Here is an 11,934-nt window from a genome sequence, read left to right as displayed (position 1 = left end):
GTGCGGCGTCGGCCACGGGCTCGTCCGTCAGGTCGGCGACGGGGGTCGCCTCGCCGGCGCCGATCGACCGTCCCTCCGGCGCCGGGGTCTCGATGACCGCACCCTCGTCGACGGGTGTGGGCTCCTCGCCCTGCTCACGCTGCTGCGCGGCGGCGACTGGGTCGGGCACGACGGACAGCTGGGGGCGCTGCTGCTCGCTCGGCCTGTCACTCGACCCGTCGCTCGGCTGGCCTCCGCCGAAGACGGAGGGCATCGCCCAGCCTGCCGACTGGTCCGCCGGCTGCCCGGGGCTGGCCGGGGTTGCGGACGCAGCCGGGGCCTCGTTCGGCGCACCCGGCGTCTCTACGGCCGCCTCGGGATCGGGCGTCTCGTCCGACTCGGCCGGGGCCTGCGGAGCCTCGTCAGGAGCGAAGGGGGCGTCGTCGACCGGCGTCTCGGGGCTCGGCTCGTCGACCTGCTCGGCGTCGGCCTGCTGCTCGGCCTCGGCGGGCTCGATGCCCACCGGCTCGTCGTCAGCCGGCGCCTCGGGGCTGGTCTCCTCGGACCTGCTCGGCGTCGCTCTCGGCCGCGCCGGTCCGCTCATCGGCCACCGGGGCCTGCTGAGCTGCCGCCTCCGGCGCGGGAACCACGACCGGCGCCGGGGCGCCGGAGTCAGCAACCCGCTCGGCCGCGTCCGTCTCGGGGCTGTCCCTCTCGACGCCGGCCACGGCGGCGACCGGCTCGGCAGCGGCCTCACCCGTCACGAGCGTGACCTCACCGTCGGTGTCGACGTCCTCGTCGGCCCACGGGCCGCGGGTGGGTGCGGTGACCTCGCGGCTGGAGCCGTCGGCGGCCGTGTGCCGCACGACGGCACTGCCGCGGACGAGGACGCGACCGCTCGCGTGTCGACGAGCGCGAAGTCGGGCGTGCGGCGCACGCGCCCGCGCTCAGCTCGTCGACGACGACATCGGCGAGGTCGTCGCCGTCGGCGGCGTCGAGGGCAGCGGTGATGCGCTCGACGAGGGTCTCGTCCCCCTTCGCCAGGACGGACACCCCGTCTCGGGTGACCTCGACCCAGCCCTCGTGGCCCTCGATCCTCGTCTGCATGCTCACTCCTCCTCGGTGAAGCTGTCCCGCGGCGTCGTGTCGTCCCCCGGACGGCGCGGACTGGTCTCGGCGAGGTCGTCCCCGACGTCCCCGTCGAGGTTGACGACGACGACGGTGACATTGTCGCGGCCACCGGCCTCGACGGCAGCACGGACGAGCTCCTCGGCCGCGACCTGCGGGTCGGGGCACGCCTGCAGGATGTCACGCATCCGCTCGTCGGGGACCTCGTTGGTCAGGCCGTCGCTGCAGATGATGAAGCGCTCGCCGGCGTAGGGCGGCAGCACCCACACGTCGGGCTGGTAGGCGTAGTCGGTGCCGAGGGAGCGGGTGACGACATTGCGTGCGGGGTGGACCCGCGCCTCCTCGGCGGTGATGACGCCCGCGTCCACGAGCTCCTGCACCTCGGAGTGGTCGACGGTCACCTGGCTCAGCCCGCCGTCGATCCACCGGTAGACCCGGGAGTCGCCGACGTTGAAGACCGCCCAGTGGTCGGACCCGCCGGCGCTGACGAGCGCCAGGCCGGTGGCCGTCGTGCCCATGCCGCGCTGCTCGGGGTTGCCCTCGACGGCGTCGAGGATGCGCTGGTTGGCGACGACGAGCTGGCGGCTGACGTCTTCGGCGGTCAGCTCGGGGTGGGTGACGAGCTCGCGCATCGCCTCCACGGCGATGCCGCTCGCGACCTCGCCCGCCGCGTGCCCGCCCATGCCGTCGGCGACGACGAAGATCCCGCCCTCGGCGAGCGCCGAGTCCTCGTTGTGGTCCCGCACGCGCCCCGTGTCGGTCGCCGCGCCCACGTGGAGCACGAGACCGGGGAGCTCGTCAGGACCGGCCACCGCACTCACTTGGTGACCCGGATCGTCTGCAGCACCTGCTGCACCTCGGCGTAGGCGCTCTGCGCGTCACCACCGCCGACCGACCCGGTCGCCTGGACGAGGTCGACGATGCGACCGCGTCGCGAGCCCGCGAAGAGATGGATCTGGACGATCGTGCCGATGTCCGGGTCGCTCCACGACACGTTGACGCCGAGGAAGGGGACCTCGCCGAGGGTGAGCTCGAAGGGCTCGTCGACATGGCCCTCGGGCTGCTCGTCGACGAAGGCCCGCAGCTCCGCCAGGGCCTCACGCATCGTGAAGTCGCCCGTCCGCTGGAAGCCGCGGACGACGACATTGGGCGCGAAGCCGTGGTCGCTGTCGATGCGGCGGCAGGCGAGCAGGGTCCCGCCGACCCGCACGGGCGCCCAGGTGTCCGGGGCGTCGATGGTGACTCCGGGGGGACCGGGGAAGACCTCGCTCGGGTAGCTCAGCTCAGGCATGCGCAGTGGATCCTCAGGGGTTGACGCGGATGGTGTCGACGATCGCGTCAATCGTCGCGTAGTCCTGCTCTCGTCGCGAGCCAGCATAGGAACCGGTCACCTGGATGACGTCCATGACGTCGTTGCGACGCTGGCCGGTGAACCAGTGCACCTGGCCGATCGTGCCGGCCTGGTCGTCGACGAAGGCGACGTCGGAGCCGAGCCACTCGCGGCCGTTGACGGCCTGCTGCTTGAGCGCGCCGAGCTCGCCGTCACGTCGCTGGGCGACGTACTCGGACAGCTCCGCGTGGATCTCCTCGGAGCCGAAGGACCCGAGGCGCTGGTAGAAGCGGACGACGACATTGGCGAGGAAGTGGTCGACACCCTGGGCGTCGTCGCGGATCGCGATGAGCGTCTCGGGCGCCCACACCTGGGTCCAGCCCTCGGGCATGTCGAGGGTGATCGGCGGCGGGCCGGGGACGACGTCGCTCGGGTAGCTGATGGTGGTCATGCTGCTCTCCTGTGGTCATGGGGGCGGCGGACTGGGGCCCAGCCTGCCATCTGGTGCGAAGGGGGTGTGACGTCTAGTCCCAGAAGCTGACCTTGTCCCAGGCCTTCTTGCCGGCGTCGCCGACGTCGCTGATGACTTCCTTCGGCGAGACCGAGATGTCGGCCTTGAGCCCGCCGCCGATGCCCAGGGTCGCGCCCACGTCGAACTTCACGCCGACCTTGTCCATGCTGACCTCGGCGTCCGCCGACGCGTGGGCGCCGATGCCGTAGGACACCTCGCCGCCGACGCCGACCTCGGCGGGGCCGAGGTCCTGGCTGACGGAGCCCTCGGCCTTGCCGCCGGCGAAAGCCTCGGCGTTGACGCCGACCTTGGCCCCACCCGGGCCGATGTTGGCCTCACCGCTCGCCTTGGCCTCCGCACCGACGAAGGCCTCCCCCTGCGCGGAGGTGCCGTGGTCACCGGTCCAGTGGCCCTCGACCTTGCCGACGTAGGCACCGGCCTCGGCATTGGCCTCGGCGTAGGCACCCTTCTTCACGTCGAAGCCGGCCTTGCCCTCGGTGGCGTACTCGGCGGAGAGGGCCTTGACGCTGGCACCGGTCTTCTCGTCGCCCCAGTCCTTCTGCCAGGCCTCGACGTCGCCCTTCTGGTCCCAGGCCTTCTTCTCGACCAGGGGGTCGGTCTGGACCCCGTCGAGGATCTTCTTGCCGTCCTTCTGCGAACCGTCGTCGAAGGACTTCTCCTTCGACCACGACTCGCCGTACTCCTTGGTCCCGAGCGGGCCCTTGCCCCGGGTCGACTCCTGGGTCGTCTCCCAACCCTTGTCGCTCTTGGTCTGGTCGACGTCGGTCTCGGAGGAGCGACGGAAGCGGGGGTCCTGCTCGCGCTTCCAGCTGCCGTCCTCGGCCTCCTGCCAGCGCTTGCCCGTCACCGGGTCGTAGTAGTGGGTGTTGCCGTCCTTGTCCTTGTTGACCTTGACGAGGTCGGAGTCCTTGCCCGGACGCTCGAAGGTCTGCTTGTAGCTGATCGGGCCGTCGTCCTTGCCCTGACCCTTGCCGCCGCCGTTGCCGTTGCCCCCGCCGTTGCCATTGCCGCCGCCATTGCCCCCGCCGCCGCCGGAACCGCCGCCGACCTCCTTGGAGGTGGTGTCCTGGTCGCTCGCCTGCTCCTTCATCGTCCGGGCGACCTGGCGCAGGGTCTCGGTGGCCTCCCCCAGCTGCTTGACCGCGGTCGTGCGCCAGCGCACGAGCAGCGCCTGGCCGTCGTCCCCCTCCCAGTTGGCCTGCAGGAGGCCGGCGCTGGAGTTGCCCCGCTCCAGCACGTCGTCGAGCCGGTTGGCCTCGGTCGTGAGCTGCGCAGCGATCTCGCGGATGCGCGCAGTGTCCATGCCCTGCTGGACGTTCATCTTCTCTCCCCTGGCGGTGGCCGACGAGGCCTTCGAGTGCGGTCAGGTGGTCAACCTAGAAGTCCCGGACGGGGAGCGACATGGGGAGCACTCCCCACCCGCGTCAGGAGCGCTCCGCCCACCACGCCCGGAGCCGCTCCGCGGCCGCCTCGGGACCGATCGGACCCTCGTCGAGACGCACCTGCAGCAGGTGTCGGTAGGCCTCGCCGAGGACCGGCCCCGGCTCGATGCCGAGGACCTCGGCGATCTGGTGGCCGTCGAGCTCGGGGCGCACCTTGTCCAGCTCCTCCTGCGCGAGGAGGTCGTCGATGCGCTGCTCGAGGTCGTCGTAGGCGCGGCGCAGACGGGCGGCCTTGCGCTGGTTGCGGGTCGTGCAGTCGGCCCGGGTCAGCCGGTGCAGCCGCTGCAGCAGCGGACCGGCGTCGGTGACATATCGGCGGACCGCCGAGTCGGTCCACTGCCCGTCGCCGTAGCCGTGGAAGCGCAGGTGCAGCTCGACGAGGCGGGCGACCGACTTCGTCGTCTCCTTGTCGAAGCGCAGCGCGCGCATCCGCTTGGCGGTGAGCTTGGCCCCGACGACGTCGTGGTGGTGGAAGGAGACACCGCCCCCCTCCTCGAAGCGCCGCGTGCGGGGCTTGCCGATGTCGTGGAGCAGCGCGGCCAGGCGCAGCACGAGGTCGGGGCGCGGCACCGGGTGGTCGGCGTCGGCGGCGGGCCCTTCCAGGTCGATCGCCTGCTGGAGCACGGTGAGCGAGTGCTCGTAGACGTCCTTGTGCCGGTGGTGCTCGTCGATCTCGAGGCGAAGGGCGGGCAGCTCCGGCAGCACCTGCTCGGCGAGGCCGGTGTCGACGAGGACGCGCAGGCCCGCCACGGGGTCGGCGGCGAGGAGGAGCTTGACCAGCTCGTCCCGGATGCGCTCGGCCGAGACGATCTCGAGGGTGCCGGCTGCGGCGGTCATCGCCTCGAGCACCTCGGGGCTGGGGACGAGCCCCAGCTGGGCCACGAAGCGCGCCGCCCGCATCATCCGGAGCGGGTCGTCGGAGAAGGAGACCTCCGGCGTGGAGGGCGTGCGCAGCCGCTGGGCGGCGAGGTCGAGCATGCCGCCGTGCGGGTCGACGAGCGCGAGGTCGGGCAGGCGCAGGGCCATGGCGTTGACGGTGAAATCACGCCGGACGAGGTCGTCCTCGAGGTTGTCGCCGAAGGCGACGACCGGCTTGCGGGTCGTCCCGTCGTAGGCATCGGCCCGATAGGTGGTCACCTCGACGGTGTAGCCGCGGTGCCGGGCGCCGATGGTCCCGAAGTCGCGCCCCATGTCCCAGTGCGCGTCGCCCCAGTCGGCGAGGATCGCCTCGGTCTCGTCGGGCGACGCCGAGGTCGTCAGGTCGAGGTCCTCGCTGGCGCGACCGAGGAAGGCGTCACGCACGGGGCCGCCGACGAGGGCCAGCTCGTGACCCCCCTTCGCAAATCGCTCGCCGAGGTCGGTGAGCAGCGGCACGACCGGTGCCAGGTGGGCCACGGCCGCACGCAGGATCTCCGGGGGCAGGTCGGGGGACATGGAGCCCAAGGTTACGTGGGCTGCGTCCCCCGACCCGACATCACAGGACCGGGGCGTTGGGCAGGCAGCGGATCGTCCCGGACCCGTCGGCCTTGAGCGCGCGCTTGGTGATGTCGATGACCCGGGGGCTGTGGGTGATCGACAGGTGGTCGCTCAGGTCGATCGCGCACCCGTCCTGGACGGTGATGTTGCGGACCGTGGCTCCCGGACCGGCGGTGAGGAAGGTGCTGCGGTAGGGGGTGACCACCTCGTCGTACTTCGTCCCGATGACGGTGTAGTCGACCCCGGGAACGGTGTCGCCGTCGGCGGTGAGGGCGGTGATGTACTCCGACCCCTGCATCTGGTCGACGGCGGCCTGCCCCAGGCCCTCTCGGGTGAGGTCCGTCGCCCCGACGGCCTCGGCGATCGTCCCCAGACCCGACAGGGTCGTGCCGTGGTGGCTGCCGGCCAGGGTGACGACGTCGTCGACCCCTCCGCCACCGTGCTTCTTGAGCACGTCGGTGATGATCGTCCCGCCCTGCGACCACCCGACCATGTCGACCTTCGAGAAGCCGGTGCGGGAGCGCACGGTCTCGGCGAAGGCGGCCAGCTCGTCCCCGTTGCCCGAGAGCCCGGTCGTGCCGTAGACGCCGGGGATCTGGGCTGCGGCGTCCGTACCGTCCGTGCCGTAGTTGAAGGAGTAGACGCAGTAGCCGGCCCACTTCAGCTCGGGCGCCATCCGCGCGAAGGAGTCGTACTGGTTGGCGAAGGTGCCGTGGACGAGGACCACCGGGTTCTCACCTGCTCGCGGAACGCACCCCCAGTCGTTGACACCCTGCGGCTGGGCGTCGGGGTGCGCGAGCGAGTAGAGGAGCGAGCCGCTGAAGTTCAGCTGGTAGGGGCCGGTGACCGGCTCCTCCTGCTCGGCTGCGCCTGCCGTACCCACCCCCATCGTCAGGCTGGTCAGCAGAGCGGCGCCCGCGGCGGCTGCGGCTCGTCGGAGGGTCGGCTTCATCGTGGCTCCCGGGAAGGTCGTGCGTCGTCCTTGACGCCTCCGTCCTCGTTGACGGACCTACCAGACAGTAGTCACGCCGGTCCCACCGTGCAGAGCGCGTCCGGCGCACCTCGCCACCCGGGAGGCGCCCCGAGGTCGCATGGCTACAGTGACCACATGACCCACCCCGCCCACGCCTCCGGAGCGCAGCGCCGTCTGCCCGCGGTCGAGGAGCGGAGCGCCGGTGGGGTCGTCGTCGACGTGCACGAAGGGGAGGCCCGGATCGCGGTCATCGCCCGCCGCAACCGCGCCGGCCGCCTCGAGTGGTGCCTGCCCAAGGGCCACATCGAGGGCGAGGAGACGCTCGTCGAGACCGCCGCCCGCGAGGTCGCCGAGGAGACCGGCATCGAGGCCCGGGTCCTCGTCGAGCTCGGGACCATCGACTACTGGTTCGCCACCCCCGACCGGCGGATCCACAAGTTCGTCCACCACTACCTGCTCGAGGCCATCGGCGGCTACCTGACGATCGACAACGACCCCGACCACGAGGCCGTCGACGTCGCCTGGCTGCCGCTGCGCGAGGCGCACCGGCACCTGACCTTCCCCAACGAACGCCGCATCGCGAGGGAGGCGTGGCAGCGACTCGCCGGCGACGCCTGAGCGCCGCGGTCGCGAGCCTGCTGCTCGCGCTGCTCGTCGTGCTCCCCGTCGCCGTTGGTCCCACCACTGCCGCCGCCACCCCCTTCGCACCGGAGGACCCCGGTGACTCGCGGGTGACGATCACGTCGATCACCCCCGTCGTCGAGGGCGACGGCGTCGCCACGGTGCGCGGCACGGTGACCAACACCGGCTCCACGACCCTCTCCGGCCCCCGGGTGGCCGTGGTCCCGCAGGAGGCGGGCACCGGCCGGTCCGACATCGCCGACTGGACGAAGGGGGATGCCCCCGTCTCCGGGACCGCCCTGGCCGCGACGACGCTCGACGACGTCGCCGCCGGCGGCTCGGCGAGCTTCACGCTCGAGGTCGACGGCAACGACCTGCTGCCGCAGTCCTCCGCCGGCGCCGCGTGGGTGAGCGTGCAGACCGACGCGACGGCGGTGCACACCTTCGTCGGCGTGCAGCGGACCAAGGAGTACGAGCCGCTGCAGATCCTCTGGGGCATGCCGCTGCTGCTCCCCGACGACCGCCGGCTGTGGGGCACGAGCCGCGAGGCCCGCAGCAGCGCGTGGCAGGAGGCCGTCGGGAGCGACTCCCGGATCGCCGCCCTCACCTCCGAGGAACCCGCGGACGACGAGTTCTGGGTGCTCGACCCCTCCCTGCTCGATGTCCCCGCCGACGGCGAGGACATCGCCACCGCCGAGCTGGAGACGCGCACCCGGGCCGCCGAGTCCCTGCGAGAGCAGCTCGTCGGCTCCCGCACCCTCGTCCTGCCGGACGCCGATGCCGACGTCGCGGCGGGCGCCGAGTCGAAGGACGCCGCCCGACTGGTGAAGGCCCGGGTCGCCGACGGCACCCGGGTCGCCCAGGAGCTCGGGGCGCGCAGCGACGTGCTGTGGCCCGCCGACGGGCTGGCGACCGGCGAGCGCGCCGAGGCCCTCCACGAGCTGCGACCGACGGGGGTCGAGCCCACCCTGCTCGTCCCCAGCACGAGCCTGGTCCCCGAGGGATTCACCGCCACCGGCGGAGACCGGACCACGGCCGGGAGCCCCGTCGTCGTCAGCGACGGCCCCGATCGCCGACCTCGTCGAGGGCCTGTCGAGCGCCGACGACGTCACCCTGGCCCGTCAGCAGCTCGTCGCCGAGACCGCGGCCGTGCTCGGCGAGCGCCCGGGCACCCCCCGCACGATCGTCGTCGTCCCCGACCGCACGAGCACGCCCTCCGTCGAGGCCTACGAGCAGCTGCGCGCGTCGACCGACCGCATCCCCTGGCTCGAGGGCGGCGACCTCGACGTCGTGCTCGACGACGCCGCCGCGGCCGAGCCGGCCCGCACCGCGCGGACCCCGGGCCAGATCGACGACGTGACCGCCGGCGCCGCGACGCCCTCGGCGGTCCTGTCGCAGGACCTCGCGCCGCATCGTCCGCGACTCCCGGTCGATGGCGACCTTCGCCGCCGTCCGTCGCGACGGGACCGCGTGGCGCTCGCGGATGCAGGCCTCCCTGCAGCAGCTGACGTCGACCCGGTGGCGCGAGGACCGCTACGGCTTCGTGCGCCTGCACGACGACGTCGAGCAGGCCGTCACGCTCGACGCCGACGACCTCGTCGTCTCCTCGGGCGACGTCAACTTCTTCGCCGACAGCGGGCGGCTGCAGATCAGCATCACCAACAACACCGACGTCCAGCTCGAGGACCTGCGGGTGCACGTCACCCCCGGCAACCACTCGCTGCGCGTCGACGGCGACCCCGACCCGGTGACGATCGGCCCGGGCGGCCAGCAGACGGTCACGGTGCAGGCCACGGCGCTCGCCGCCGGCCAGGTGCCCGTCAACGTCGCCGTGACGACCCCGGGCGGCCACGCCGTCGCCGAGCCCGCGACCCTGCACGTCAAGGTGCGGCCGACCGGCGACTCGATCTACTGGGTCATCGGTGGCGCGGCCGTGCTCCTCCTCGCGGCAGGCACGTGGCGTACCGTGCGGGGCGGTCGTCGCGCACGCGCGGCCGCACCCGAGGGCAGCTCGTCCGAGGGTCAGCCCGAGAGCAGCTCGCCCGAGGGCGACACAGACCACTGACCCCGAGGGGACGACGCATGAGCGAGGCCGCCACTCCGCAGGAGGACCTCGGCGAACCGGCCGCGGGTCGGAGCGCACCGGACATCGGCCGGTCGAGCGCCATCATGGCGTCCGGCACCCTCTTCTCCCGGGTCCTCGGCTTCGCCCGCAACAGCCTGACGGCCTATGTCGTCGGCCTGACGGTCATCGCCGCCGACGCGTGGAATGCCGCCAACACGCTGCCCAACATCTTCCACCTGCTCATCGCGGGTGGCGTGCTCAACGCCGTGATCGTCCCGCAGATCACCCGCGCCATGCGCGACCACGACGGCGGGCAGACCTACATCAACCGGCTGCTCACCCTGTCGACCGCCGCCCTCGCGGTCATCACCCTGCTGCTCACGCTCGCGGCGCCGCTGCTCGTCTCGCTCATCGTCTCGAGCAGCTGGCCGCCGGAGGCCCGCACGCTCGCGACCGCCTTCGCCGTCCTGTGCCTGCCGCAGGTCTTCTTCTACGGGCTCTACACCCTCCTCGGGCAGATCCTCACGGCCCACCACCGCTTCGGGGCCTTCATGTGGTCACCGGCGCTGGCCAACGTCGTCGCGATCGGCGGCCTGCTGTGGTTCGTCATCACGGACCAGCCGCGGCAGGGTGAGGTCGGCGAGTGGACCCCGACGATGGTCGCGGTCCTCGGCGGCACGGCGACCCTCTCGATCGCCCTGCAGGCCCTCGCCCTCGTCCCGGCCCTGCGCGGGACCGGTCTGCGCTTCCGCCCCGTGTGGGGCCTGGCGGGGCAGCGGGCTCGGCAGCGCCTCGCGCATGGCGATGTGGGCCTTCGCCGCCGTCGCCGTCGGCCAGGCCGCCTACCTCGTCAACTCTCGCGTCCTCACCGGCGCCCTGCACGCCGCCGAGGCCCGCGGGGTCGAGGGCGCCGGCCTGACGGCCTATGCCAACGCCTTCCTGCTCTTCATGCTCCCGCACGGCATCATCACCGTCTCGCTCGTCACCGCCCTCTTCACGCGCATCTCGCACGCGGCCCACGACGACGACACCCGGGCCGTGACCGCCGACCTGCGGCGCGGCCTCACCCTGCCCGCGACGATCCTCCTGCCGGGCACGCTCGCGATCCTGCTCGTCGCGCCCTACCTGCTTGCCGCCGTGCTCCCGGGCACCCCGCGCGACCAGGTGGACGCCTCCGTCGGCGTGCTCGCCGCGATGATGCTCGGTCTCCTGCCCTACGGCTGGTTCTTCCTCGTGCAGCGCGCCTACTACGCCTACGAGGACGGGCGCACCCCCTTCGTCCTGCAGCTCGTCGTCACGGGCGTGGCGCTCACCTTCACCCTCATCGGGTCCCTCGGCGTGCCGGAGCACGCCGCGACCTGGGTCGGCCTCGGCCAGACCGTGTCCAACCTCGTCGCCGCCGTCCTCGGCCTGTGGCTGCTCCGTGGCCGGCTCGGCTCGCTCGGCCTCTCGCGCGTCGTGCGCAGCTCGTCCGGCTCGGGCTGGCCACGCCGTCGGCGGCCTCGTCGGCTGGGGCCTGCTGCGCGCCCTGCTGCTCGTCGTCGACGGGCAGACCTGGTTCGGCTCGGTCGTCGTCACGGCCGCCGTCGGGCTCGTCGTGCTCGGCGTCGCCCTGGCCCTCGCGGCGCGGCTGCGGGTCGAAGAGGTCTCCGAGCTGCTCGGCCCGCTGACCCGCCGCCTGCGCCGTGGCTGACGCGCCCCGGACGTCGGCTGCGCGGATGCGCTGCCGCTGGGACCTAGGATGGCGCGGCAGGCCTACACCGACGAGAGGGGCAGCGTGCACGGGGTGAACCCGGGGACGGAGCTCGGTCGCTACACCGTCGAGACGAGGATCGAGGAGATCCCCGGTGGCGAGCGCTGGAATGCTCGCGACACGACGCTCGACCGCGACGTGACGCTCATCGTCATGCCCGCCGACGCCGATTCGACCGCCGCCGCGCTCGACGCTGCCCGCCGCGCCGCGGGCATCGAGGCCGCACAGCTCGTGCGCATCCTCGACGTCGGCAGCGAGGCGGAGCACTCCTTCATCGCCGAGGACGCCATCGGTGATGCCAGCACCTACACCGAGGTCATCGGCACCGAGGGCCTGCCCGCCGAGGAGGTCCGCCGGATCACCGGTGAGGTCGCCACCGGCATCGAGGCCGCCCGCGCCCGCGGGCTGCACCACCTCGCACTGACCCCCGACCTCGTCCTCCTGACGGGCGACGGCCGGGTCAAGGTGCGCGGTCTCGCGACCGCCGCCGCCCTCGCCGGCATCGAGACCGAGGGCGAGGAGGCCGACCGCCGACGACGCGACCGGTGTCGTCGCCCCTCGCCTACGCCGGCCTCACCGCCACCTGGCCGCTCGAGCGCCCGAGCGGGCTGCCGAGCGCCCCCCCGCGAGGGGTC

Annotated in this window: 13 protein-coding genes and 2 pseudogenes; 6 read left to right on the top strand and 9 right to left on the bottom strand. The window is 72.9% G+C overall.

Annotated elements, in window-relative coordinates:
• From AC2W7J_RS09605 to AC2W7J_RS09565, 9 genes and pseudogenes are all read right to left on the bottom strand, one after another.
• Positions 1–502 (bottom strand): annotated as a pseudogene (locus AC2W7J_RS09605) (hypothetical protein); the annotation flags it as partial.
• Between the two features lie 10 nt (positions 503–512).
• Positions 513–743: a hypothetical protein gene (locus tag AC2W7J_RS09600; RefSeq protein ID WP_485982217.1), complete on the bottom strand. Its 231-nt coding sequence runs from the start codon at positions 741–743 to the stop codon at positions 513–515.
• A gap of 10 nt (positions 744–753) precedes the next feature.
• Positions 754–1,086, bottom strand: a complete 333-nt coding sequence (locus AC2W7J_RS09595; RefSeq protein WP_485982216.1) for a hypothetical protein — start codon at positions 1,084–1,086, stop codon at positions 754–756.
• A 2-nt stretch (positions 1,087–1,088) separates the two neighbouring features.
• Positions 1,089–1,919, bottom strand: a complete 831-nt coding sequence (locus AC2W7J_RS09590) for a PP2C family protein-serine/threonine phosphatase (RefSeq protein ID WP_485982215.1) — start codon at positions 1,917–1,919, stop codon at positions 1,089–1,091.
• Between the two features lie 5 nt (positions 1,920–1,924).
• Complete coding sequence (locus AC2W7J_RS09585) at positions 1,925–2,398, bottom strand: hypothetical protein (RefSeq protein WP_255184840.1); 474 nt, start codon at positions 2,396–2,398, stop codon at positions 1,925–1,927.
• A 13-nt stretch (positions 2,399–2,411) separates the two neighbouring features.
• Positions 2,412–2,888 carry a hypothetical protein gene (locus AC2W7J_RS09580; RefSeq protein ID WP_255184841.1) on the bottom strand — a complete coding sequence of 159 codons (477 nt, stop codon included), beginning with the start codon at positions 2,886–2,888 and terminating at the stop codon, positions 2,412–2,414.
• A 73-nt stretch (positions 2,889–2,961) separates the two neighbouring features.
• On the bottom strand, positions 2,962–4,290 hold the full coding sequence (locus tag AC2W7J_RS09575; protein WP_485982214.1) for a WXG100 family type VII secretion target: 1,329 nt from the start codon (positions 4,288–4,290) through the stop codon (positions 2,962–2,964).
• A 103-nt stretch (positions 4,291–4,393) separates the two neighbouring features.
• Positions 4,394–5,845 (bottom strand): CCA tRNA nucleotidyltransferase, encoded by a 1,452-nt coding sequence (locus tag AC2W7J_RS09570; RefSeq protein ID WP_255184843.1) that lies wholly within the window; start codon positions 5,843–5,845, stop codon positions 4,394–4,396.
• A 40-nt stretch (positions 5,846–5,885) separates the two neighbouring features.
• A complete protein-coding gene (locus tag AC2W7J_RS09565; protein WP_421007683.1) occupies positions 5,886–6,839 on the bottom strand; it encodes an esterase/lipase family protein in 954 nt (317 codons plus the stop codon).
• A gap of 156 nt (positions 6,840–6,995) precedes the next feature.
• Here AC2W7J_RS09565 and AC2W7J_RS09560 point away from each other — a divergent pair, with 156 nt between their 5' ends.
• From AC2W7J_RS09560 to AC2W7J_RS09535, 6 genes and pseudogenes are all read left to right on the top strand, one after another.
• Positions 6,996–7,478, top strand: coding sequence for an NUDIX hydrolase (locus tag AC2W7J_RS09560; RefSeq protein WP_485982213.1), 483 nt, complete (start codon positions 6,996–6,998; stop codon positions 7,476–7,478).
• Entirely contained in the window at positions 7,451–8,989 is a 1,539-nt protein-coding gene (locus AC2W7J_RS09555) for a DUF6049 family protein (protein WP_485982212.1), read from the top strand. Before AC2W7J_RS09560 ends, AC2W7J_RS09555 begins: the two co-directional genes overlap by 28 nt.
• Positions 8,914–9,546 carry a DUF6049 family protein gene (locus AC2W7J_RS09550; protein ID WP_485982211.1) on the top strand — a complete coding sequence of 211 codons (633 nt, stop codon included), beginning with the start codon at positions 8,914–8,916 and terminating at the stop codon, positions 9,544–9,546. Before AC2W7J_RS09555 ends, AC2W7J_RS09550 begins: the two co-directional genes overlap by 76 nt.
• Before the next feature lie 17 nt (positions 9,547–9,563).
• Positions 9,564–10,274 (top strand): annotated as a pseudogene (gene murJ, locus AC2W7J_RS09545) (murein biosynthesis integral membrane protein MurJ); the annotation flags it as partial.
• Positions 10,275–10,344: 70 nt separating this feature from the next.
• Positions 10,345–11,286, top strand: a complete 942-nt coding sequence (locus tag AC2W7J_RS09540; RefSeq protein WP_485982210.1) for a lipid II flippase MurJ — start codon at positions 10,345–10,347, stop codon at positions 11,284–11,286.
• Positions 11,287–11,332: 46 nt separating this feature from the next.
• The coding region (locus AC2W7J_RS09535) for a protein kinase family protein (protein WP_485982209.1) at positions 11,333–11,934 on the top strand (602 nt) is incomplete at its 3' end.

The sequence above is a fragment of the Janibacter sp. CFPM2_SD2 genome (assembly GCF_057364645.1).
Note: the sequence above shows the minus strand (reverse complement) of the source record. Positions and strands in the feature narration are given on the sequence as shown.

What these genes read in the sequence shown, in the direction of transcription:
- AC2W7J_RS09595 (WP_485982216.1), bottom strand. Translation starts at nt 1,086, where the DNA reads ATGCAGACGAGGATCGAGGGCCACGAGGGCTGGGTCGAGGTCACCCGA.
- AC2W7J_RS09585 (WP_255184840.1), bottom strand. Translation starts at nt 2,398, where the DNA reads ATGCCTGAGCTGAGCTACCCGAGCGAGGTCTTCCCCGGTCCCCCCGGA.
- AC2W7J_RS09580 (WP_255184841.1), bottom strand. Translation starts at nt 2,888, where the DNA reads ATGACCACCATCAGCTACCCGAGCGACGTCGTCCCCGGCCCGCCGCCG.
- AC2W7J_RS09575 (WP_485982214.1), bottom strand. Translation starts at nt 4,290, where the DNA reads ATGAACGTCCAGCAGGGCATGGACACTGCGCGCATCCGCGAGATCGCT.
- AC2W7J_RS09570 (WP_255184843.1), bottom strand. Translation starts at nt 5,845, where the DNA reads ATGTCCCCCGACCTGCCCCCGGAGATCCTGCGTGCGGCCGTGGCCCAC.
- AC2W7J_RS09565 (WP_421007683.1), bottom strand. Translation starts at nt 6,839, where the DNA reads ATGAAGCCGACCCTCCGACGAGCCGCAGCCGCCGCGGGCGCCGCTCTG.
- AC2W7J_RS09560 (WP_485982213.1), top strand. Translation starts at nt 6,996, where the DNA reads ATGACCCACCCCGCCCACGCCTCCGGAGCGCAGCGCCGTCTGCCCGCG.
- AC2W7J_RS09550 (WP_485982211.1), top strand. Translation starts at nt 8,914, where the DNA reads ATGGCGACCTTCGCCGCCGTCCGTCGCGACGGGACCGCGTGGCGCTCG.
- AC2W7J_RS09540 (WP_485982210.1), top strand. Translation starts at nt 10,345, where the DNA reads ATGGCGATGTGGGCCTTCGCCGCCGTCGCCGTCGGCCAGGCCGCCTAC.